The following is a 22,733-nucleotide window of genomic DNA, read 5'->3' as shown; positions in this document are numbered from 1 at the left end:
CTTATACCTCCGATTCAGTGTATTTTGAAATTCTGTTTTTTCCCGCAGCCTTTGCCCTGTAGAGGGCTATATCGGCACATTTCACAAGTTTTTCAACGTCATCGCATGAAGGTGTCATCTCTGCCATGCCTATCGAGAGTGTTAACTTCATCCATTTGAAATTCTCTCTCACGCTTTTAAGGATTCTCTGGGCACTTTTGATAGATTGTTCGAGTTGCGTGTGAGGAAAGAGGATCAAAAACTCTTCTCCTCCGTACCTTCCTATTATGTCTATCTTTCTGACACTCGACTTCAAAGTGTCTGCTATTTTCCTCAAGACTTCATCTCCAACATCGTGGCCATAAGTGTCATTGACTTTTTTGAAATCATCTATATCTACCATTGCCACGCTTAAAAATTCCTTGTACCTTCTCGATCTTTCTACCTCCTCGTAAAGCCTTTCGAATATGTACCGGCGCGTGTAAACATTTGTAAGTTGATCAAGGTCAGAAAGTTTCGAGGCTATGATTCTTTCGAATTTCAATTTGTAAATCGGAACAATAGAATCGAGTATGGATACGGCTCTATCAAGATCGAGACCTTCTTTGTCGATCTCGATCAAGATCTCCCCGCCTCTTACTGGAAAATCGTAAACGAATTTTTCATCGTCCAATACCCAAGGAGCCAATGTTATCTCCTCTTCCGTCTGATACGCATGGCCATCTTCACAGACATAACCGATATTTTCAACTCCTGAGATTCTACAGAGTATTCTTTTTTTGAGATATTTGAAGAGGTCCAAGGCTAAAGATTCCATTACAGCCTTGACAGAATCAAGGTTGACAGAATAAAAACAAAATCCCGAGATCTTCAAAAGATCGGAAATATCTCCATTTATCTTTTTGGCTATGAATTCGGCGCGCTTTTGAAGGCCTATGCTTTCGGCCATATTAGCCGCAATTCTAAGATGAACATTCGCGCTATTCTTCCACCCCATCTGCCTGTAAAGTTTTGCAAGTTGCTCTTCGTAGAAGATACCCCTCGTGAAAAATCCGTCCCTGTAAAGTTTTTCACCGTACCTTCTCATCATTCTGATGGCTCGAAAGGATTTCAATTTCGAAATGAAGTATATAACATGAGAATTCTTCGGAAGGGAGATGGTCTCGATGGCCTTTACCGGATCTTGGGCAATCTCAAGGAGATATGCTTTGTCTGTAATATTTTCCGATCTCAAAAGATTCATCACGCGATCTTCATCATCGGCGTAAATAAATCTCATCAATTTGAGATCGCTGTCTTGATCTTGATCTAAATCTTCAAGATTTTCGATACGCATTCTGTAATTGAGATATTGGATGTCTTCTTGCCATCCGTCTCCAACCATTCTGACCGTCTCAAGGCTCTCTTTTGCCATATCAAAATTTCCCATCTCGATGAAATTCTGTGCCATCACGAGATTTGCTGTTTGGAAGGTCTTCCACAATCCTTCCTCCATAGACTCACTCATGGCCACCTCAAGCCTTTCTTTGGCGGTATTTGGAGATATATTCATGAAGGCATATCCGGCATTCATCTCAACAAGAGGAATGAGATCTTTGAAATCCTCTTCACGTGCCATTGAAAGGGCCGTTTCGAATGCGTCTATGGCCTCTTCGTACTCTTCTTTTTGAAGATGGATGATGCCGGCGTAATTTCTTGCCATAACCTCTATCCGTCTCGCCTCGTGTCCTTTTAAATTCTCGAGAGGATGAATGACTTCGTTGTATATCCTTTCAACGTCTCCGTCTTTAACGACTCTCGCGTACGTTCTGCATATCTTCACTAAATCGGATGTTTCATTCTCTTCGATGACCGGATCGAAGCCATTCATAGCCATGACTATAGAAAAGTAGGCATTTCTGAAACTTCTCCTTCCAAAGACATCTGCTCTTTTCAAATCATTTACCATGAATTCGTACTCACCTAAAACTTTATGAAAAAATGCCCTTAAAGATTCGAAGGACTCCAAATTTTTGTCTGCAACCTTTGATGCGGCATTCACAAGTTCAAGGCCCAAATAGGGCTTGCTTCCATTGCGCGCAAGTTTCCTCGCGCTCATCAAATACGAAACGGGAGATGGTCTCGAAAATTTCGGTTTTATGTGCCACTTTCCATCGAAGTTCCACTCTCCCTCTCTTATAGATTTTGAAATCGCAAAATTCTCCCCGCCTGTAACTTCGAAGAGTAAATCCACGTCCCCTTCGAATTCATACTCGTAATTGAAAAATGTATTCAAAAACCATTCAAACTCCTTCCGAGAGATGACCGGAAATTCTATTCTCTTTCCATCTTCGAATTCAAATTCTGGATCGTGAATGGCAACGATATCAAGATCAGGCTTGAATTTGTGAAGGAATTTGACGAATGTTACCATCTCGACGGATCTACCGCAATTGAAGATGTACCTTTTTTTCTCATCCGCTTTGAAGAGAAAACTCAATGCGCTTGGATCTGCATTGTTGAGATCTATTTTGTATTTTGAATTTTGGACGTGATCTTTAATCTCTTCCAAAGAGGAAAAGATCTCGCCCTGAAGGAATTTAGAAAAAACTCCACCATCATCTATCGGTATTTCAACGAGTCCTTTCTCTGAATTTATCTTTTCAACAAAGACATCGTGTCTCCACACGCCAATAGACGGCAAGAAGGCACTTTTGGGTTGAATTTCAAGGCCAAGGCGTTCCATGAGATCGATTATCGCGGGAAGCCCTTCTTTGAAGATCTTCATAAGAAATGGCGAGGAACTTTTAAAAGCATGGGCGAATGTTCTAACAGTGGTGAAAAAGGAAAATGGATTTTCTATTCTTCCATTCACCACACTTAGATCATCTTTGAAGGATGGAACAACGACGATCTTTCCCCTTTTGACAAAAACATTTTCCTTTCCGATGATTCCCACCGGAATTCCATTCGAATAACAGCGGTATAGTTCTTTTACAAAACGCAAGAATTCGTTTTCAGTTATGTGAAGAGGCCTTTCGGAAAGGTCTTCAAAGGAGAGTTCCAAACATTGATCACAAAACTTAAACCCCTCAATCTTAGGCAGGATCGAACAAAAAGATAATTTAGGAAGAAGATCCCTGTAATAGGGTGTATCTTTTATTTTCAGTATCCCCACTTTACCTCTCTCTTTTCAGTTTACTCTCCAATGTTCGTACAAAGAAGGCGGTATTCTTTCAACAAAATCGTACTTGTTTCCATTTATTTCTATTCTGTTTCCATAATATGGGATTCTTGAACCTGTCATTTGCCTTGAGATAAAGAGGTACCTTTTGGCCCTCGTTATCGCAACGTAAAAAACACGCTCCTCTTCTTCTATCTTCCCCTCGGATATGGCAAAGGAAGATGGGAAATCACCGGGATTCACAGAGATTATGAACACAACATCCCACTCAAGACCCTTTGCCCTGTGAACGGTGGTTAAAGTAACACTCTCCTCTTTTTCACCTTCTCTCCTGTCAAGATCGATATTCTCGGTTATGGCAAGGTCTGAGAGAAAATCATTTATATTTTCGTACCTTTCGGCTATCTCTATAACCCTCTTTATATCCATCTGCCTTTCAACTCTGTCTTCGAAATTGAGCGTTATGTAATCGGAATAAAAGTCTTCAAAGATACGATCAAGAATTTCAGATGGAGTATCATCTTTGGAGATCGTTCTGAATATCTCCTCTATTTTCTCATACTTCTGTCCGATCTTCGAAAGGTGTCGGGCGAAATCGATGGGATCATTTCTGAAATCTTCATCCGATATAACCTTTTCCGTGCTTCTTTTTCCTATACCCGAGAACAACTGAAAGATCCTCATCCACGAGATCATGTCCTTTGGATTGGCAAGCACCCTTAAAAAAGCCAAAACATCCTTTACGTGTTTTGAATCTGTAAATCTGACGCCCGATCTCACCTTAAAAGGAATTCTCGATTTCGAAAGTTCGAGTTGAAGATCCATAGACTGACTGTGATTTCTGTAGAGAACCGCTATTTCTGACGGAGATATCCCTTCATTTACGAGTTCATTTATCTTCGTACTGACAAACTCGGCTTCTTCGATGGAGTCCCACGTACTGACAACAACAGGTCTTTTAAAATCGGGCTTTACAGGCTTTAGACTCTTTGCGAATATGTTGTTGGGGATCATCGAATTTATAAGTTCAACTATTTGCGGAGAACTTCTGTAATTCGTCTGGATTTTGTATATTTTGACATCCTTTTTATTCGCCATCTCGATTATATTCTCGTACCTTGCACCCCTGAAAGAATAGATACTCTGCGCGTCATCTCCGACGACCATAAGATTGCCATGAACCGAAGAGAGTTTTTTAACTATTTCGTACTGGATCTTGTTCGTGTCCTGAAATTCATCGACAAGAACCCAAAGGTAATTGAGACTCTCTTTCTCACGTACGGACTCTATATCAAGCAAATTGTTCGTGTAAACGAGCAAATCATCGTAATCGAGCGCCGACTGATCGATCTTCAGTTTTTCATATCTTTCTTTTATGCTTTTCAATTTACTCGAAAAGGAGTAAAGATAATCAAAGTCTTCTTCAACGACGTCCTCTATCTCTCTCGAAGTATTGGCGGCAAGAGAAATCACACTTAAAACAACCGAAGGAGATGGAAATTTTTCATTTTTTTCAACGTATTCACCAATGGCCTGTTTTACAATAGTCTTTGAATCCTCTTCGTCGAGTATAGAAAAATTCGGATCTAATTTCAACACATTCGAATATTTTCTCAGAAGGTAATTGCACACATGGTGAAAGGTACCTGCCAGCATGCCATTTAGAGGGCTCCTTGAGACCTGCTGGGCCCTGTGAATCATTTCATTTGCGGCCGCTTTTGTAAAGGTTACAAGCAGGATCTTTCCCGCAGGCACTCCCTTTGAAATAAGATAGGCGATCTTGTGGGTTATGACTTTGGTCTTCCCAGATCCCGGACCCGCTATGACAATGGAATTCCCACCATCATCAAGGACGGCGGCCCTTTGCTCCTCATCAAGGCTTTCCAAACAATCGATAGAAGAATCTTGAGAGTGAATTTTGTAGTTAAGATCGGCTTTTTTCATTCAATCTTTTCCGCCTTCTTTACCCTCTCGATAACCCTTTCTCTTCCAAGCACGTACACAGATTCAAAAAGGCCCGGTGTAACGGTTTGACCGAGTATTACGATCCTCAAGATTTGAAAGATCTCTTTTGTAGAAAGGCCATCCACGGATATTTCACGCACGGCCCTTTCTATATTCTCAACGCTCCATACATCTAAAGCCGATATCTTCTTTTCAAAAGTTGAAATAACTTCTAAGGCTTTATCCCCCTCCAAGTGCTTTTCACTTGTACCAACATCCTCAAAAAATGGTCTTGCGAAATCTCCGAGCACCTTAAGGGTATTTACCTTTTGCCTGCATATATCGAAGACCTTTTTCGAATATTCGAAATTGTCAAACCACTTCAAAGCATCCGGCGATTCAGATGAGGCCCATCTTTTGAAATGTTCGATCAACTTTTCAACGTCCATTCTTCTCATGTGTTGCCCATTTACCCATTCTATCTTTTTGTAATCGAAGATGGACGGCTTGTTAGAAAGCGAATAAAGATCGAACTCATCTATCTTTTCAAAAGGATCGAATACCTCCTCTTTTACGCTCCACCCTAAAAGCGCAAGGTAATTCACGAAGGCAACGTTGAGTATCCCGTAAGATCTGAAATAACTTACAGAGGTTGCTCCATGTCTTTTGCTAAGAGGAGTCCTATCAGCACCGAGAATGAGAGGTATATGCATAAACTCGGGTAACTCCCATCCTAAGGCCCTGTAGATCATTATTTGCTTTGGCGTATTCGTAAGGTGATCCTCGCCTCTTACAACGTGGGAGATCTTCATGAGATGATCGTCGACGACGACTGCAAAGTTGTACGTTGGAAAGCCATTTGACTTCACGATGACCATATCTTCAAATGTTGAATTGTCAAACTCCATCTCTCCCTTTGCTATGTCGTGAAAGACCGTTTTACCTTCTGGAAACCTGAATATAACCGTAACGCTCTTTCCCTGCGCTTTGTATTCGGAGGCCTCTTCGTGCGAATAAAATTTCTTTATTATCTCCTTTGAATCATCGGAATAAAGCGCATAATAAGCGTGTTTACTGTCTATCAAAGACTTAGCGTATATATCGTATATGCCCTTCTCAATTCTTTCAGTCTGCCTGTATGGGCCGTAAGGTCCTCCTATGTCTGGCCCTTCATCCCACAAAAGACCACACCATCTTAAATCATCGATTATCGATCTTTCAGACTCTTTAGAAGATCTTTCGGTGTCGGTGTCCTCGATTCTCAAGATGAATTTGCCCTTTGATTTTCTGGCGAAAAGCCAGTCGAACAGTGCCGTACGCGCTCCTCCCACGTGTAAAAAACCGGTAGGACTGGGAGCAAATCTAACTCTTATCTCCATCTTTTCACCCTTATCTTTTGTATTTTATGATCTGTCTTAAAAGTACCTTTCTTTTCGATATGTCCTCATCCTTTTCAACACCCTTTGGCGGGAATCCATCTATAACTCCCATAATTCCGCGTCCCTGATTTGTGATTCCCACAACGATTTGAAGAGGATTGGCAGTCGCGGCGTAAATGTTACAAACTTCCTGAAGAGATTTCACCGAATTCAAAACGCTTATTGGATATATTTCCCTCATCAAAAGTACAAAAATATGACCTGCTCCTATGGCTTGCGCATTTTCTATCGCGACATTTTCGAGTTCTCCATCATTTCCGTCGTGTCTTATAAGGCACGGGCCTGAAGCCTCGTTAAAGGCCAAACCGAACTTCGCATTGGGAGAAGCAGTGGCCATAACCTCGTAAAGGTCTTCAACGGTCTTTATGAAGTGCGTCTGCCCGATTATGATATTCGCATCCTTAGGAATTTTAATATCAACAACGTCAAAATCGATCATATTCTACCTCCCAAAAAGATCGCTATCGAAACTCCCAAAAAAAGGAATGGGCCAAATGGTACGCGCGTTTTCCTGTTCGCCTTTTTTCTCAAAAGCATTGGAATGGTAAAGATTATGGCGGAAATAGATGCAAACAAAACGGCCCATATGAGATCGTACGGCAAAAGGTATAAACCTAAAGCGCCAAAATACTCAACGTCTCCAAATCCCATACCCTTTTTGGAAACCAAATATACGATCAAAAATATTCCAAACCCTGTAATTGCGCTGATCAAAGACAAAACAACGTGTCCATTCACAAAGGCCCACAAAAAGCCCCCTATGGCAGTTATCACGACGGCAAAGTCTGGAATCATCATGGTTTGAAGATCTATTACAGTTATAATTATACCACCCGAGAAAAGCATCCACAAAGATATCATACTTAAGATGTCTTTCGTAAAGAGGGCGGCAATCAAAAAGAGGATGGCTGTTGTTCCTTCAACGAGGGGATAAACGAAGGAGATCTTCGTATGACAGTACCTGCACCTTCCGCCCAAAAACAAGTAACTCAAAATTGGAATATTGTCGGACCACTTTAACTGGTGGCCGCACGCAGGACAAAATGATCTTTTAGGATTTACAAGAGAAATATGTCTTGGAATCCTGTAGATTAGAACGTTATAAAAACTTCCCAACACAAGGCCAAAAACAACGCTTACAACGCTGAGAATCAGCGTATACCACACAGATCGAGTTCCTCTTTGCTCAAATTCGTTTCAAACAGTTCCTTTTTGCCGTAATAATACCAGTCTTTTTGGTCTTTGAACTCGTTGAGTATTTCTCTTGCCTCGTTGTATCTGCCACTCTTTGCGTATGGAACGACAAGAAGTATCTTGAAATGGGCATCTATGGGATATTTTTGGATGTGATCCTCGACTACCCTTATAACCTCTTCGTATCTTTCATTTTTGAAAAGTACCTTTGCCCACGGCTCTATGTCACCGGGATAGTAAGGTGTCATCTTGAGTATCTGATCTTCGTACTCTTTGGCAAGTTCGTATTCTTCCATTTGATTGTAAAGATCCATGAGTTCGTAACGCGCAAGAATGCTTTTTTTGTCCTCGCTCACAAACTTTCTCAAAATCTCTATGGCACTTCCTATCTTTCCCTGTTTTCTGTAAGCATCTGCGATCATGAAATAGGCGAATTTATCGTAAGGAGTGTATTCGAGTTCCTTTTTCCAGTATTCAATTGCCTTATCGTAATCTTCGAGATTGTAATAAGCCTGGCCGAGTTCAGAATAAGCCTCGGCAAGAGTTGGATCTATCTCGATGGCCCTTTTCAAAAGGGCGATACCTTCCTCTTGCGCACCTTTTTCTATCAAAAAGGTACCCTTAAGTTCGTAAGCCCTTGCGTAAGAGGGCCATGTCTCTATGACAAAATCCATTAAATTCATCGCTTCATCGATTTCTTCAGATTCGGCCTCATCTTCGGCAAGTTCGTAAAAGCCTTCTGGAGTGGCATTCTTTAATTTTTGAGGATTGAGATCTAATTCTTTAAAGTAAGATTTAATCTCTGAAGTCGAAATAGGAAGGAAAAGAGAGCCTGAAATTCTTCCCGTCTTATTCTCTATTTCTTGGAGTTTGTGAATTCTTTCTACATGATCTTTATTGTTGACATCTGCGGCGAAAACTTCCCACGTGCCTTCGTAAAGTAAATCCCTTATTAAAAAGAAAAACGGATCGTGAAAATCGATCCCGTACCTTTGGTCTCCTATCTCTAAAATTAAAATCTCATTCATAACAGGTCACGCCTCCTCCGTGTCAAAAAATTTAACTCTTAATCATTCTTTCATGATTATTATACACTGATTTTTACCTTTCGTCAACGTAGCATTGAACACGCAAATCCCGCTTTGTTTATGGTATACTTTTTTAAGAGGTGATCTTTTTGAATATCATAGCATTTGACACATCGGGGCGATGGATGACCGTCGCGATAATGGCCGGAGATGACATTGAATCACTCCAATCATTTTCATCTAACAAGAGAGGATCCGATCTTTTAGTCAAAAAAATCGACATGATTCTAAAAATAAAGAAAATCGACATATCCCAAATAGATTTAATAGGATGCGTGATAGGGCCGGGGAATTTTACAGGTCTTAGAAGCGGTATAGCGGTGGCGAAGTCCCTCGCTTTTTCACTTTCTATACCCATCGTGGGCTTGAAGTACTACGAAGTCTTCAGATCCGAAAGGCCGGTCACGCTTTTGAGAAATGCCCGAAAGGGATGGTGGTACGTATCTTCATTTGACGGAAAAGCATGGTCCTGCCAGATGCAACCTTCCGATTCGCTCGATCTCAAAGGAGAAATAATCTCCGAGGAGAAAATACCCGGAGCCTCCATCGTAACCGGACCGATCTTTTCAGGATACGATCTTATCGAAAGCGTCGTAAGATCATTTCAAAGCAATTCAAATATCTATGATCACATAAGCGTAAAGCCATACTACCTCCAAAAGCCCGTTGCTCAAAAGGCGGCAGAGGAGAATTTATGAAAAGCACAAAGCAGATCTTTTTGAACATAAAAGAAAAACTTCTTCAAGATAGAATAAAGAATATATCGCTGGATCTCAATTCAACAAATGCAATTACCGTCGCGGTGGCTTTCAACGAATTAAGAAGATTGAAAGACAGATGGCACACTCAAGATGCAATAAAGGTGCTTTCTCATCCGGAAGAGTTTCTCGTGATATCGGCGATAAAATATTTGGCGGCTATTTCCTATCCTCTCGAATCGAAAGACGTAGAGCCTCTTTTAAAAAGAGGTGAAAGGATAAAAAAAGAGGCTATAAATCTTTTTCCACACATGGCGATGCAGGATGGCTGCAAGATGCTTTCACTGACCCTTGAAGACAGTTCTCCGAATGTAAGAATAAAATCTTTAAAAACCCTTGAAAAGATAGGATGTAAAGAGGCGATAAAAAAGGCCAAAAAATTAACAGAAGATCCCGATGTGCTGGTCAAAATAGAGGCTATAAGATCGTGTGCGGTCAACGGTGAAGAGGTCGATCCAAAGATAATAGTCGATGTGATAGAGGACACAAAATTGCCATTCAACGTAAGATCGTCTGCGATGAAGGTCTTTGCGACCTATTTTCAGGGATCTTTACCGCTTATCAAAAAACTTTCGAAATCCACTTATTCAAAGATAAGTTCTACGGCCATATTGCTTATGGGAAGGTTTTCCTGCGATGAAGTATGGGAAAGCCTAAAAGAAATAATAAATGATAGCGCTCCGGTTGAGAATGTGGAGGCGGCTATAAAGAGCGTATCGATTTGCAAGGACAAAAAGGAACTCGAAGAGATGATCCTCAAATACATCGATTACCCTTCAAAATCGCTAAAGATAACGACATTAAAAACCTTGATTAATCTCGAAAGCCAGCGCGTCGAAGGAATAATAGAAGAAATACTCGAGGGAAATGACAAAAATTTGAAGATCTCCGTCATACCATTTGTGGAAAGGTTTCCTTCAAAGGCAAATGTGGAATCTCTCTTAGAGATAATAGAAGGCGAAGACGAAGAATTGACTGAAAAATCTCTTAAGGTACTCGCCAAATTGAAGATAAAAGACGAGAGAATAAAAAATCTTCTCGACGGGCCAAAGAGAATAAAAATTCAGGCTCTCAAATCGCTTATAGCCTCAAAAGACATCGATTCAGATGAACTTATCGATATATTCAAAAATTCAGATTCAATAGAAATGAAGATGGAAGCGTTGAACGGGATGGCAAAATTGTTCCCTCAAAGATTGGAGGAATTGTCGTGAAAACTCTAATGGTAACGAGTGGAAAAGGAGGAGTTGGAAAATCAACGGTTGCCGTCAACTTGGCAGTTGATATGTCTCTGAGTGGATACAAGGTTGGATTGATAGACGTTGACATTCACGGCCCGACCGATCACATAATCTTAGATGTTGAACCGGAGATTTTAACCGACGGAAAGCGTTTCATACCTATGGAGATAGGAAATCTAAAATTCATGACTATAGCGGCCGGCGTCGGAGAGGACAAGGCTATAATATGGAGAGGCCCTCTGAAAGCAAAACTGATAGATCAGTTCGTGCAGGATACCGAATGGGGAGATCTCGATTACATGATAATGGACTTCCCCCCCGGAAGCGGAGATGAGCCCCTTGAGGTTTTAAAAGTTTACGACAATAAAATAGACGGTGCGGTCGTCGTAACTACTCCACAAAAGGTAGCACTTGGAGATGTTGAAAAGGTTATAAATTTCCTAAAAAAGATGAAAGTACCAATAATAGGAATATGGGAAAATATGTCCTATTACACCTGCAAGTATTGTGGCAAAAAACATTATCTCTTCGGGCAGGGTACAGATGAACTTTCAAAAAGGACAGGCGTTGAAATAATAGCGCGCACTCCGCTTTTGGAAGAGATATCACAAAATGGTATGGCAAAGTTATTTTTGACGAGAAGCGAGGGAGAACTAAGGTTAGACTTTGAGAAATCTGTTGAGATCATCATGAAAAAACTCGGATAGAAGGGAAGAGATAAGATGATCGTAAGACCTTTTGGTGGGCTGGAAGCAAAAAGCACGGAGATAAATAGAATAAACTGTCCTCCGTACGATGTCGTAGATCTTGAAGAGGCAAAAAGTTTCGCAAAAGATTCTCACTCATTCATGCGTATCGTAAGACCCGACGCGATCGCGAAAGACGGAGATGATATCTACGATCTCGCCTCAAAAGAGTTAAAAAGATTCGTAGATGAAGGACTTCTTGTCAGAAATGAAAGACCTGTGATCTACATTTACGTTCAAAAGACCTCTTCTCACACTCAAAGTGGCATCGTTGGATGTGTTCAGACATCTGACTATCCACAAAAGATAAAAAGGCACGAATTGACGAGAAAAGAAAAAGAAGAGGAGAGAATGAAGCACATCCTCACCACGCGCGCACACACAGAACAGGTATTCTTGATGTACAGATCGAAAAAAGAGATAAAAAAATTGATGAGATCCGATCTTTCCACCCATCTTTACAACTTCACAACCGACAAACCGTCAACGATTCACGATCTCTACAGGATAGAGGATCAAGCACTAATCGCCGACATAATCGAAGCATTCAAATCTGTCGATGCTTTTTACATAGCCGATGGTCATCACAGAGCGGCGGCCTCCGTAAGGGTGGCATCGGAGATTGGCGGTATGGGAGAGTGGAATTATTTCATGGCCACGATCTTTCCGCACGATGAACTCGAAATACTCGGATACCATAGAATAATAAAAAAGGATATTGACACTTCAAAATTGATGAAGTCCTTAAGAGAGGCGAATTTCGAGGTAACGAAAAGAAATGGAATCCCGTCTATTGCTCCGCACATCATAGGCATGTACAATGGAGAATGGTACAAATTAAGGGCAAGGGATGTCGATGAATCAGATCCGATAAGATCTCTCGATGTTTCCATTCTTCAGGACAGAGTATTAGGTCCTTTGTTTGGAATAAAAGATCCAAGAACAGATCCTGACATAGAGTTCATGGGGATGGCAGGGCCCAAAGAACTTCAAAAGATCGTCGACGCTGGAAAGGCAAAAATAGCATTTTACATGTACCCTACAAGTGTCGAAAGCGTTATTAACGTTGCGGACAGTGGCATGATAATGCCACCGAAATCAACATGGTTTGAGCCAAAATTAAGAAGCGGTCTTGTCGTTCACACATTCTAAGGGGTGTTGTGAATAAAAGAATTAACGCAGCGTCAGCGCGAAATTTACGATTTCATAAAAGAATTTTTGAACAAGAATGGTTATCCTCCCACCATAAGGGAGATATCCGATCATTTTGGCTTCTCTTCTCCGAGTGGGGCACTGGCGCACGTTGAAGCGATAGAGAAAAAGGGATACATAAAAAGAGACAAAGCATCACGCGGAATAAAGGTACTTTCTCAAAGTCCTTTTGACATTACCCTTGCCGAGTTAATAGGATGGGTCGGAAAAAGTGGTAAAATCATTAAAAGCAACAAAAAAATCCATCTGGCCATTCCGTCGAATGAGAAATCTCTTCTCGCCGTTAAATCGGCGATGGAGATCGCTAAATACAAGATTATAAATGGCGATTACATTATTTTTAACGACGAGATTCAGAATGGACTTGTGCTTTTAAAGAAAGATGAAGATTACTTCATTGGAATTCACGAATCGGGTGAGGTTAAAGATCTAAGTGGGAACAAAATTGACGGAGAGATAAAGGGAAGTTTTTACGGTATATTAAGAATTCCGGAAAGGAGGGATTTCAATGAGCGAGATGAAAGTGGTTAATTTCATGATAGGGGAGGAGGAATACGCGATAGACATAATGAAAATAGACAGCATAGTACCAGTTGGAAAGATCGTCAGAATCCCAAATGCTCCCGATTTTGTCGAAGGACTTATGGATTTTAGAGGAGTAGCGATTCCGGTCATAAACGGAAGAAAGAAATTTTTAGTCAGCGACACCTCAAAAAAGGAGAATCAAAAAGCAATCGTCGTTAATGTTGGAAACAAAAAGGTCGCAATAATAGTGGACGAGGTCAAAGAAGTCATAACTCTTTCCCAAAATCAACTCGAAGAGCCTCCGGAGGAAATATCTAACAGTTCCAACAAATACATAGGCGCGATTTCCAACATGAATGGCAGGATGATAATCATATTAGACATAGACAAGATCCTAACGGACAAAGAATCAGTTCAACTTGCAAACGCGATGAGGTGATGGATTGAACGTAAATTACGCTTTCTTTGAAAGGGTCGATGGTCCTTACAGCGCTTTTAAAGACAAATTGATCCAGTTTGGAGTGAAGGTCTATACCGTTGATGATTTCAAAAATGTCTTCGATCTCAGTGTCGAGATAAAAAAATCCGGAGGATCGGATTTTCAGGGTATAGATCTCGTCGTGCTCGAACTTAACGCCGCAAATCAAAGGTTAGAGGAAAATTACATTCTCAATTCGATAGAGGAGTGGAAGATTTCCGCCATTTATTCGTGCGTAAAAAACTACAGAAATTCAGTGATAGTCCTCGATCCAGACGATTTTGACAAAATAATAGAATCACTCGAAGAGTGCGGCGATATAACGCTTCAAGACAGAAGAATGCTTTCTCTCAAAGCACTCTACAGGATCTTAAGGTATACGTCTTTGATCCACAAAGAAATGAGCGAACTTTTTGCCTCCGAAAAATTTGAAACCCTTATTCTCGAAGAAAAAACCCCTCTAAGATATGGAGAAAATCCACAGCAACTTGCCTATCTTTCAAAGATAGCCAAAACAAAGGCTTTTTTTGACATTATCGATGAAGACACGCTCTTTACGCTCAGTTACAACAACATAATAGACATCTACACGGCCCTTTCGCTCTTGAGGTATCTGGATTACAGATTTGCCGTAAGAGTTCATCACGGTGTCATAGCGGAGGTAAAAAGGAGCAACTTCAATTTTAAAAATTCGAGAGGCGTGCTTGCCGCGAATTTTTTAAGCAAAGAACTTTTGAAAGGCCTCGATGGAAATGATCTTGATATAGTCATATTGCCTGATTTTCCAGATTATCCCGATCTTAAAATAAAGAGATTCATAAAGATAAAGGAAATACCTCATTTAGAAATAGAAAAAGAATACAGATTTCTCGAAGGTAATTTTCTTGTCCAGACGCCAGACGACCTTCTGAACATGAGGTTTTTATCCAACGAATTCGATATACAGTACAAATTCGCAAACCTCATAGTCTCCCTTTCCAAAAGCATGGCCTGTTGCATATTCAAAGATTACGAGATGATCTCTTTAGGATCCGGTCAAGCCGAACAAATAGAGGCACTCGAGGTTGCACTTATGAAGGCAAAAAAAGATCCTTCAAGTTTAGATGGCGCAATCTGTGCCTTTGATGGCCCGATAAAAGATTTAAAAATCCCCGATCTTATAATAGGAAGCGGAATAAAAACGGTCATAGAACCCGGCGGAGTTAAAGAGGACAAAAGTGTAAGGAAAAAATTGGAAGAAAATGGAATAGAACTCGTTTTTTCCGGAAGAAGAAGATACAAAATTTGAAAAATAACAGAAATTTGCATGTAGCAATAAAATTCTAAAATTATTTAAGACATCTAACAAGAAGGGATGAATATGCAATACAAGTGGAAGGCTTTGTCCGCAACGAGTCTTGGAGCATTTGTTTCGGTCATGAACAGCAGCGCTTTGCTTATAGCGCTTCCCAACATAGCAAAGGAATTGAATACTTCCATGATACTCGTCATATGGGTAATAATGAGTTATATGTTATCTGTGACTATCCTTGTGCCTGCAATAGGAAGAGTTGCAGACATATTTGGAAGAAAGCACCTTTACGTTGGAGGCTTTGCCCTCTTCACACTGGCATCATTTTTCGCAGGTCTTTCTCAAAATGGACCTGAACTTCTCATACTCAGAATTGTTCAGTCCGTCGGTGGTGCCCTTATGGTTGCAAATAGTGCGGCCATAGTCACAGACGCTTTTCCGAAAAAAGAACTCGGAAGGGCACTTGGAATAAACGCAATGGTTGTTGCCGTTGGCTTCACTCTTGGGCCTGTCATAGGTGGTCTTTTGACGGTCGCGCTTGGATGGAGATGGGTCTTCTTCTTCAACGTGCCGCTTGGAATAATAGGAACGATATGGGCGTGGCTTCAGATAAAAGAAACCGAGAAGATGCCATCGAATCAAAAATTCGACTGGTTCGGTGCACTTGCCTTAACGGGAGGCCTCTTTGGAATACTTATGGCCATGAGTTTTGGCGGCCTTTACGGCTGGGGATCTCCTACGACTGTCTTTGGCTTTATAGTCGGCGCTATTTTAATGTTAGTTTTTGTCTACATCGAATCGAGGGCAAAGGATCCGCTTTTGGATCTAACATTTTTCAAAAATAGGCTTATGGGCTTTGCCTACACATCGACCCTCTTTAACGGCATAGCAAATGGATCTCTTACCTTCCTTTTGATATTTTACCTTCAGGGTATAAAATCCATGAGTCCATTCGAGGCTGGACTGATGTTGACTCCCTTTGCCGTTGCGATGATGATAGCGGCACCGATAAGCGGGACACTGTCTGACAAGTACGGATCGCGAGAACTAAGTTCGATCGGCTTGATCGTAATGGCAGTCGGGCTTTTCGGATTCACGTTCATAAATGTCAACACTTCCTTGTTTGAAATAATATTCTGGCAGATGATAATGGGATTTGGATCTGGAATGTTCAACTCTCCAAACAACAACGCCATAATGAGTGCAGTTCCTCCGAATAAAAGGGGAACGGCATCAGGTACCCGCGTGATGATGAACAATGCCGGATCGGTCGTAAGCATAGCCATAGCATTTGCCGTAACATCTTCCGGAATGACCCCTCAGGCGATGCAGGCTCTATTCGCGGGAATTCAGGTTGGGTCCGAGGGAATATTCGTAAACACATTTATTCATGATTTAAGCGTCGCGTTTTACATATCTTTGTTCATAAGCCTTGCGGCCGCATTTCTTTCTTACATGCGCGGGAAAAAGCCAGAATGGAAAGAAGACACTGATCTGGCAAAAAAACTTTCTTGAAGATATTGTATTTTTGCCGATTTGTTAGTATAATAATGGAGACGTTATCGAAAGGAAGGGATAGAATTGAGTTTTCTCGTGCTTTTTGTTATGATAATCGATGTTGTGATATCCGTGGCGTTGATATGGGTTGTCATGATGAAGATGTCAAAACATGGAGGACTTGGAGGAGCCTTCGGATCCGGTTCTTTGTACACCGTCTTTGGTCGTGAAAAAGGACTCGATACACTTGCAAAGGTAACTATAGCGCTTGCCGTGGCATTCATGGTAATGAGCATAGTAACGGCTTACGTTCTAACATTAAGATAAAGGAGAATTAAGATTGTCGCCCGAAGATCAACTAAAGATCTTAAAGTCAAATACCGAAGATTTGATAGAAGAATCAGAACTTCTCGAAAGATTGAAAATGGGCCGGCCCTTAAGGGTTAAACTCGGGGTCGATCCGTCAAGACCTGATCTTCATTTGGGTCATGCGGTTGTTTTGAGAAAATTAAGGCAATTTCAAGATCTTGGTCATACCGTCGTGCTCATAATAGGCGATTTCACGGCAAGGATCGGCGACCCTTCTGGTCGTTCAAAGACAAGGCCAATGCTTTCTGCCGAAGAGACAAAGCAAAATGCGATAAGTTATCAGGAACAGGCCTTTAAAATTCTCGATAAAAGCAAGACAGAACTCAGGTTCAATTCGGAATGGCTCGATCCTCTTAAATTTGAAGACGTAATAAGGCTGGCATCTAAATATACCGTCGCGAGAATGCTCGAAAGAGACGATTTTGAGAAAAGATACAGAGCGGGAGAACCGATAAGCATAGTTGAATTTCTCTACCCGATAGCGCAGGCTTACGATTCGGTTGCCGTAAAGTGCGATGTCGAGATCGGTGGAACGGATCAAAAGTTCAACCTTCTTGTCGGAAGAAAGTATCAGGAAGAATTCGGCCAGCCTCCTCAAATAGTCCTTACGATGCCAATAATAGAAGGAACAGATGGCACATTGAAGATGTCGAAAAGTTACGGAAATTACATAGGCCTTACCGACTCGCCAGATGATATTTACGGAAAGATCATGTCGATACCGGATACGTTGATGTTCAAATACGCGAAATTATTGACAGATCTCGATGCAGAAAAGGCAAAATCAGATATAGAATCGGGAAAGTTGCACCCGATGGAATTCAAAAAAAGCCTCGCATTTGAAATAGTGAAATGGCTTTATTCAGAAAAGGATGCGAACTTTGCGCAAGAAAAATTCGTAACAACCTTTTCCAAAAAAGAAATTCCAGACGATGTGCCTGTCATAAATGGAATTAACGGGATAAGATTAACTCAATTTTTGAAAGACATTGGCGCCGTAAGTTCGGCAAGCGAGGCAAAGCGCCTGATATCCCAAAACGGTGTTAAAATAAATGAAGAAATCGTTGAAGATGAGATGAGTTTAACGAATTTTAAAGATGGAGACATCCTTAAGGTCGGAAAGAGAAAGATATACAAAATCGTTTTAAGATCTTGAATTCTTCATAATCGAGTGGTATAATTTTAAAAAATTGTATCTTTTTGAAGTAAGGGGGATCTTTGCTTTGCCCCGTGTTAAGATATAAAGGTTTTAAAAAGAAAAGGAGGATGGTCAAAAATGCGAAAGACCGTGATCGTAAGTATAGCAATCGTTGCTGTTATTTTGATGGGTTCATTGGTTACGGCCACAACTTTTACCGATGTTCCGGCCACGAGTGTTTACGCAACGCCGGTAAATGTTGTAACCAATGATAACATCATGAGCGGAATCAATGGCCTTTTCCAGGGTACGCAAACGGTAAACAGGTACACGCTTGCACAGGTTGCGTATAACCTTATCAACTACATCGAACAAAATCCATCTCTGGCAAAAACAAGCGACCTTCAGGCACTTCAAGATGTTGTCAACACACTCAAACAGAACCTCACATCTACAAATTCCATCGTTGTAACGCTTGAAAACCAGGTTGCTATTTTGACAACTGTCATAGAACAGTTAAAGAAGGCAACGGCACTGGCTTCTGATACCGCGAATAAGGCATTGATCCTTGCAAATGTCAATAACCAGATGATTGCCAACATGAACAAGGAAATAGCGGGTTTAACGCAAAGTGTGAACGGTCTGCAAAATTCTTTGGCAGAGTTTAAAACACAGGTTGCTTCCACGACGAATAGATTGACCCAGATGATAAATGACAACGCAATGTTCCTTTACAAGAAGATAGATCTTGTCAACCAGCAGGTTGTCAAAAATACGACAGATATCGCCTCTCTTACAGCGGCTCTCAACAATCTCAGCGCAAAAGAGGCAAATGACATTCAGGTTCTCACAACCCAACTCGAAACAACGAGAAATTATCTCGACAATCAGATAAGTTTCCTCAGAAACGATCTTAACAACACGAGAACGGAACTCACAAATCAGATAAGTAACACCAAAGCAACTCTCGAAAGCGAGATAAAGACAGTTAACGATAAGGCTACAACCGCGACATGGATAGGCGCTGCCGGAGTGGCCATCGGAACTGCGACACTTGGATTATTGCTCTATTTTGTGTGGTATTACTGGTATCCAAATCGTTAAGCATGAATTTGTAATAAAACTCCTTCCTGACGGGCGAGCATCAGGTAAAATGGGAGGTGGTAGGGAAAGTGCATAACGGTTTGATTGGAAATCTATTTTTATCAACTTTCAAAATTCTTTTAGAAGGGGGCTTTAAAGCATGAAAAAGGTATTGGTGTTGTCGGTAGTTGCGATCGCTATTCTCGCGGTTGCGTCGTTTGCAGCCTTAAGTTTCTCTGGAAGCGGTTCTATAAGTTGGAATATTTACCCATTCCAGACCAATTGTGTAACGGTTTCTCCCTCTTTGAGCGTTAGCGCGGCGGGAACGGATTACAACTTCAGTGCAAGTCTTTCTCCATGGGGACTTTCTGATTTCTACCTCACGATTCCTTTGATGACAAATCTTTCCTTAGTAACCGGCTACGCTGGTCCAACATTTGGTGAAACAGTTTTTGGTGGAAGCAATGTTAACGGAACAGGAGCATTAAGTTTTTCTTATTCCGGTTCTGCTTACAACCATGGATTAGAATACACATCTTCTGCGTTTAACCTTTATGTTCAATCAAGCGGATTGGCAACTTCTTCTGCTCTTGGTTTATTTGCCGATGCCCCTGTGGGCCCTGCCCATGTCTATGGTGGAATGAATTCAACATTGGGAAATCTTAGCGCTGCAACTTACTACGCAGGAGCAAATGTCGGAGTTGGCCCTGCCAATGTTTTTGGAATGGCTCAATTTGCTTCTGGTTCTCTTTCTTCATGGACAGTCGGTGCTGCTGCGAATATGAATGGTAACCAACTCGGAGTCGAATATGCCAACACTTCAACATTGACGGGCTGGTTTGATCTTGGCAGCAATACCGAAGTCAATGCAGTTGTTACGAACATGAATTTCAGCACACTTAAACTTGGATTGACAGCAAATAATCTCTTCACAGTTATGGGAGCAACTGGAAGCCTCAGCGCCTCTTACAGTTCTTCCGCATGGTCAGCCGGCGTGACACTTTCTGGCAATGTTCCTAACACAAAGGGAAATGTAACTTGGTCACTTAATCCTTCCTATAGTTCAAGCACAGGTCTTGCAGTTACATCTTCCTTCACAGTTAACGCATTCTAAAAAAATACAAAACAAATCCCCGGCGATCGGCCGGGGATTTTCTTTATTTCATGAATGTTGATCAAAGTACATACATTTGTGATATGATATATTCAAATAAAAATCTCTTCATTTTCCCTTGCGGGCGGGGGATATAAGGGAGGTGATCAAAAAAAATTAAGGGGTTAAATTTTTTGAATTTTAGTATCTAACAGAAGATAAACGTAAAGATCTTCTGTTTCAAGGTATCAAAGGTTCAAAAAATTTTTTAACGGGGGGTAAAGTATGAAGAAAGTCATCTTTGGTGTACTTGTGTTGATCGTGGTGTTGACTTTTGCGGTTTTCGCCGACACTTCTGAAACGACCAATCCACCTGCAGATGTTACAAAACTTCTCAATCAACTTCAAAAACAGGTAAATGCCATTCCAAAATTGAGCGTGTGGGCTCAGGTACAATATGATTTTGACCTTAACGCGGGTACTTTAAAGCCCGATATGGGAATATGGGCCGAGTACAATTTTGGCGGTTTTGATTTTGCCGCGTGGTACTATGGAAATACACCGGGACCTCTTGGTGGTGCGCCATCTTCTTCTTCATTCCAGTATTACGGATCGTATACGCTACCAAAAATGGGTGATTTAACACTTTCATCAAGATTAGGAGTTTTCAGAATTCGAAAAGCCCTCGATTACCTCAATTACAACGGGACTTCTATTTTTTACGCTGGAAGTGGCAGCAGAATGAATTACCTCGCGCTTGATGCAAAGATTCCGAATTTCAATTTGATAAGTGCCATTAACACGACAAGTGCAGGTTCTCCTCTTTCTGCTTATTTTGTCGGATCTGCAAATTTCTCTCCCGTTAACATGATCTTTGCGGCGCAGAATAACTTTTCAAAGTTCAACATTGGCGGTCAGGCAGCCTTTGATTTTGGTACGCTTTATGCCGGTGTTAATATGACCGCTTCATCTGGATTACAATCGTGGGTTGCTGGGGGTAAGGTAAAATTCGATCTATTCTCTAACAGTACAAGTCTTACAGGCCTCTATTACAACGGGAACTTCCCTAACGGCGGAAGCGGTATGCTCGGTGAACTCGCCGGATCTATGGGAGACAAATGGTCTTACTGGGCAGATCTGCTCTGGAGCACAAATTCCGGATACAGCGAATCGCAATTTGGTCTAAGTTACTCCGCTACAGATTACCTCACGATAAAATTCTTAGTAGACAACATGAATAACGATACGACAGGGTACATTTCATATCAGTTCTCCTTCTAAAACAAATCCCCGGCAATCCGCCGGGGATTTTCTTCGTAAAGTTATCCGTCATTTATCAATAGATGCAAGCATGCTTTTTACAGAGACGCCCATTATTCTTCCCAATTTCCCCGTCATCGCTCCTATTTCATCCGTTGTTCCGTCGACAATTACAGATATAATCGATATATTTCTGTCTTTGTAGGGAATTCCCATTCTTCCGACTATTATATTTGCATAATCGTGAAGAATCTCGTTGACTTGCGAATAAGACTCCTCTCGATTTTTAATTACTATCGCGACGACGCCAAGCCTTCTATTCGTCGTCTGGGTCGTCTCCATCTCCTATCACCTTCTTTAAATGTCTCCTTGATCTGATTATCAAAAAGACACCGAGATAGACAAGTCCGGCCATTATTATGGCGACGATCACGATCTTGAGCAAATTCTTTTCGAAAGATCCGAAAAGTATTATTTCGGAATAGGCAAGAAGGAAGAGGAACATCCATATCAAAACCTCTCCCCATATCGCGGAGACTTCAAATATCTGATTTGAAGACCCCTTCAAAATCTTTTTCTCTCTTTCCCAATCTTCTTTGCTCAAAGTATCATCTCTTTTCTTAATTTCTTCGTGTACATATCCGCAAGCCTTGTGGGCTCGGGCAATCTGTACCCTTTGCAGGTATTCAACGTGTAATCAACGCAATCTTTGAAATCGACAAAACTTCCCGGCGAAACAAATAAAGGCTTCACGTTGTCTTTCGTTCTTAAGACCACGCCTATAACCTGAGATCCGTTGTAGATGTATTCAAAATCTCCTTTCAATTTGCCCGGATCTTTGTATGTGCCAAAAAGATGCGATTTTGCCACGCCTATGGAAGGCTTGTTAAATTTCAAAGCCATGTACGAGGCTATTCCAACGCCTCTCGGATGCGCTATTCCCTGACCATCGAAAAAGAGCAAATCTGGCTTTTCTTCGATCATACCGTAAACCTTTTCTATCGCCGGCCCTTCTCTGAAAGAGAGAAAGGTCGGAATGTAAGGAAGATCTATTTTGGAGGCCGACCATTTCATTTCGATCAATTCGAGATCGGGATAACTTAAAATGACGCATACGGCCAAAGCGATGTCCTTTTTCGGATATGAAAGATCGAATCCACCTATTCTCTTCGGAACAAAATCGAGAGGTTTTACCACGATCTTTTCAGAGATCTGCTTTTGAATTTTTACCATCT

22 protein-coding genes are annotated in these 22,733 nt (G+C 41.2%); 13 read left to right on the top strand and 9 right to left on the bottom strand.

Features of this window, described 5'->3' with window-relative positions; all coding sequences use genetic code 11:
• Position 1: 1 nt before the first annotated feature.
• From ATHSA_RS03355 to ATHSA_RS03330, 6 genes are all read right to left on the bottom strand, one after another.
• Entirely contained in the window at positions 2-3,025 is a 3,024-nt protein-coding gene (locus tag ATHSA_RS03355) for a GGDEF domain-containing protein (RefSeq protein ID WP_161847746.1), read from the bottom strand.
• A 126-nt stretch (positions 3,026-3,151) separates the two neighbouring features.
• Complete coding sequence (locus tag ATHSA_RS03350) at positions 3,152-5,086, bottom strand: ATP-dependent helicase (RefSeq protein WP_161847745.1); 1,935 nt, start codon at positions 5,084-5,086, stop codon at positions 3,152-3,154.
• Entirely contained in the window at positions 5,083-6,465 is a 1,383-nt protein-coding gene (gltX, locus tag ATHSA_RS03345) for a glutamate--tRNA ligase (protein ID WP_161847744.1), read from the bottom strand. Before gltX ends, ATHSA_RS03350 begins: the two co-directional genes overlap by 4 nt.
• 10 nt (positions 6,466-6,475) lie before the next feature.
• Positions 6,476-6,964: an adenosine-specific kinase gene (locus ATHSA_RS03340; RefSeq protein ID WP_161847743.1), complete on the bottom strand. Its 489-nt coding sequence runs from the start codon at positions 6,962-6,964 to the stop codon at positions 6,476-6,478.
• A complete protein-coding gene (locus tag ATHSA_RS03335) occupies positions 6,961-7,692 on the bottom strand; it encodes a prepilin peptidase (RefSeq protein ID WP_161847742.1) in 732 nt (243 codons plus the stop codon). Before ATHSA_RS03335 ends, ATHSA_RS03340 begins: the two co-directional genes overlap by 4 nt.
• Entirely contained in the window at positions 7,677-8,747 is a 1,071-nt protein-coding gene (locus ATHSA_RS03330; protein WP_161847741.1) for a tetratricopeptide repeat protein, read from the bottom strand. Before ATHSA_RS03330 ends, ATHSA_RS03335 begins: the two co-directional genes overlap by 16 nt.
• 149 nt (positions 8,748-8,896) lie before the next feature.
• On the opposite strand from ATHSA_RS03330, the gene tsaB reads away from it, so the two are divergent.
• The 13 genes from tsaB to ATHSA_RS03265 all read left to right on the top strand — a co-directional run bounded on the left by tsaB (position 8,897) and on the right by ATHSA_RS03265 (position 21,519).
• On the top strand, positions 8,897-9,505 hold the full coding sequence (tsaB, locus tag ATHSA_RS03325; protein ID WP_161847740.1) for a tRNA (adenosine(37)-N6)-threonylcarbamoyltransferase complex dimerization subunit type 1 TsaB: 609 nt from the start codon (positions 8,897-8,899) through the stop codon (positions 9,503-9,505).
• Positions 9,502-10,779: a HEAT repeat domain-containing protein gene (locus tag ATHSA_RS03320; RefSeq protein ID WP_161847739.1), complete on the top strand. Its 1,278-nt coding sequence runs from the start codon at positions 9,502-9,504 to the stop codon at positions 10,777-10,779. Before tsaB ends, ATHSA_RS03320 begins: the two co-directional genes overlap by 4 nt.
• Positions 10,776-11,513 (top strand): P-loop NTPase, encoded by a 738-nt coding sequence (locus ATHSA_RS03315; RefSeq protein ID WP_161847738.1) that lies wholly within the window; start codon positions 10,776-10,778, stop codon positions 11,511-11,513. The genes ATHSA_RS03320 and ATHSA_RS03315 overlap by 4 nt, the downstream gene beginning before the upstream one ends.
• A 15-nt stretch (positions 11,514-11,528) precedes the next feature.
• Positions 11,529-12,704 (top strand): DUF1015 domain-containing protein, encoded by a 1,176-nt coding sequence (locus tag ATHSA_RS03310; protein ID WP_161847737.1) that lies wholly within the window; start codon positions 11,529-11,531, stop codon positions 12,702-12,704.
• A 12-nt stretch (positions 12,705-12,716) separates the two neighbouring features.
• The gene (locus ATHSA_RS03305) at positions 12,717-13,295 is read left to right on the top strand and encodes a LexA family protein (protein ID WP_161848923.1); all 579 of its coding nucleotides are present in this window, start codon (positions 12,717-12,719) and stop codon (positions 13,293-13,295) included.
• The gene (locus tag ATHSA_RS03300; protein WP_161847736.1) at positions 13,273-13,728 is read left to right on the top strand and encodes a chemotaxis protein CheW; all 456 of its coding nucleotides are present in this window, start codon (positions 13,273-13,275) and stop codon (positions 13,726-13,728) included. Before ATHSA_RS03305 ends, ATHSA_RS03300 begins: the two co-directional genes overlap by 23 nt.
• 4 nt (positions 13,729-13,732) lie before the next feature.
• Positions 13,733-15,055 carry a hypothetical protein gene (locus tag ATHSA_RS03295; protein WP_161847735.1) on the top strand — a complete coding sequence of 441 codons (1,323 nt, stop codon included), beginning with the start codon at positions 13,733-13,735 and terminating at the stop codon, positions 15,053-15,055.
• A gap of 72 nt (positions 15,056-15,127) precedes the next feature.
• Positions 15,128-16,573: an MFS transporter gene (locus tag ATHSA_RS03290; RefSeq protein WP_161847734.1), complete on the top strand. Its 1,446-nt coding sequence runs from the start codon at positions 15,128-15,130 to the stop codon at positions 16,571-16,573.
• A gap of 66 nt (positions 16,574-16,639) precedes the next feature.
• Positions 16,640-16,882 carry a preprotein translocase subunit SecG gene (gene secG, locus ATHSA_RS03285; RefSeq protein WP_197739218.1) on the top strand — a complete coding sequence of 81 codons (243 nt, stop codon included), beginning with the start codon at positions 16,640-16,642 and terminating at the stop codon, positions 16,880-16,882.
• A gap of 13 nt (positions 16,883-16,895) precedes the next feature.
• Positions 16,896-18,080: a tyrosine--tRNA ligase gene (gene tyrS, locus ATHSA_RS03280; RefSeq protein ID WP_161847733.1), complete on the top strand. Its 1,185-nt coding sequence runs from the start codon at positions 16,896-16,898 to the stop codon at positions 18,078-18,080.
• A gap of 120 nt (positions 18,081-18,200) precedes the next feature.
• Positions 18,201-19,166 (top strand): coiled-coil domain-containing protein, encoded by a 966-nt coding sequence (locus ATHSA_RS03275; RefSeq protein ID WP_161847732.1) that lies wholly within the window; start codon positions 18,201-18,203, stop codon positions 19,164-19,166.
• A 139-nt stretch (positions 19,167-19,305) separates the two neighbouring features.
• Positions 19,306-20,259 (top strand): hypothetical protein, encoded by a 954-nt coding sequence (locus tag ATHSA_RS03270; RefSeq protein ID WP_161847731.1) that lies wholly within the window; start codon positions 19,306-19,308, stop codon positions 20,257-20,259.
• 264 nt (positions 20,260-20,523) lie between these two features.
• Positions 20,524-21,519: a hypothetical protein gene (locus ATHSA_RS03265; RefSeq protein WP_161847730.1), complete on the top strand. Its 996-nt coding sequence runs from the start codon at positions 20,524-20,526 to the stop codon at positions 21,517-21,519.
• Positions 21,520-21,567: 48 nt separating this feature from the next.
• On the opposite strand, the gene ATHSA_RS03260 is transcribed toward ATHSA_RS03265, so the two are convergent.
• Genes ATHSA_RS03260 through ATHSA_RS03250 form a run of 3 tightly spaced genes read right to left on the bottom strand, consistent with a single transcriptional unit; the run spans position 21,568 to position 22,731 of the window.
• A complete protein-coding gene (locus ATHSA_RS03260; RefSeq protein ID WP_161847729.1) occupies positions 21,568-21,840 on the bottom strand; it encodes a TM1266 family iron-only hydrogenase system putative regulator in 273 nt (90 codons plus the stop codon).
• Positions 21,815-22,102 (bottom strand): hypothetical protein, encoded by a 288-nt coding sequence (locus ATHSA_RS03255; protein ID WP_161847728.1) that lies wholly within the window; start codon positions 22,100-22,102, stop codon positions 21,815-21,817. Before ATHSA_RS03255 ends, ATHSA_RS03260 begins: the two co-directional genes overlap by 26 nt.
• The gene (locus ATHSA_RS03250; protein WP_161847727.1) at positions 22,099-22,731 is read right to left on the bottom strand and encodes an endonuclease V; all 633 of its coding nucleotides are present in this window, start codon (positions 22,729-22,731) and stop codon (positions 22,099-22,101) included. The genes ATHSA_RS03255 and ATHSA_RS03250 overlap by 4 nt, the downstream gene beginning before the upstream one ends.
• Positions 22,732-22,733: the final 2 nt, after the last annotated feature.

This window comes from Athalassotoga saccharophila, assembly GCF_009936215.1.
Taxonomy (GTDB): Bacteria; Thermotogota; Thermotogae; order Mesoaciditogales; family Mesoaciditogaceae; genus Athalassotoga; species Athalassotoga saccharophila.
The sequence above is the reverse complement of the archived record's forward strand: the minus strand, read 5'-3'. Positions and strand labels throughout refer to the sequence as shown.

Coding starts and splice junctions, on each gene's coding strand:
- ATHSA_RS03350 (WP_161847745.1), bottom strand. CDS start 5,086: ATGAAAAAAGCCGATCTTAACTACAAAATTCACTCTCAAGATTCTTCT.
- gltX (WP_161847744.1), bottom strand. CDS start 6,465: ATGGAGATAAGAGTTAGATTTGCTCCCAGTCCTACCGGTTTTTTACAC.
- ATHSA_RS03340 (WP_161847743.1), bottom strand. CDS start 6,964: ATGATCGATTTTGACGTTGTTGATATTAAAATTCCTAAGGATGCGAAT.
- ATHSA_RS03330 (WP_161847741.1), bottom strand. CDS start 8,747: ATGAATGAGATTTTAATTTTAGAGATAGGAGACCAAAGGTACGGGATC.
- ATHSA_RS03320 (WP_161847739.1), top strand. CDS start 9,502: ATGAAAAGCACAAAGCAGATCTTTTTGAACATAAAAGAAAAACTTCTT.
- ATHSA_RS03310 (WP_161847737.1), top strand. CDS start 11,529: ATGATCGTAAGACCTTTTGGTGGGCTGGAAGCAAAAAGCACGGAGATA.
- ATHSA_RS03300 (WP_161847736.1), top strand. CDS start 13,273: ATGAGCGAGATGAAAGTGGTTAATTTCATGATAGGGGAGGAGGAATAC.
- ATHSA_RS03290 (WP_161847734.1), top strand. CDS start 15,128: ATGCAATACAAGTGGAAGGCTTTGTCCGCAACGAGTCTTGGAGCATTT.
- ATHSA_RS03275 (WP_161847732.1), top strand. CDS start 18,201: ATGCGAAAGACCGTGATCGTAAGTATAGCAATCGTTGCTGTTATTTTG.
- ATHSA_RS03270 (WP_161847731.1), top strand. CDS start 19,306: ATGAAAAAGGTATTGGTGTTGTCGGTAGTTGCGATCGCTATTCTCGCG.
- ATHSA_RS03265 (WP_161847730.1), top strand. CDS start 20,524: ATGAAGAAAGTCATCTTTGGTGTACTTGTGTTGATCGTGGTGTTGACT.
- ATHSA_RS03260 (WP_161847729.1), bottom strand. CDS start 21,840: ATGGAGACGACCCAGACGACGAATAGAAGGCTTGGCGTCGTCGCGATA.
- ATHSA_RS03250 (WP_161847727.1), bottom strand. CDS start 22,731: ATGGTAAAAATTCAAAAGCAGATCTCTGAAAAGATCGTGGTAAAACCT.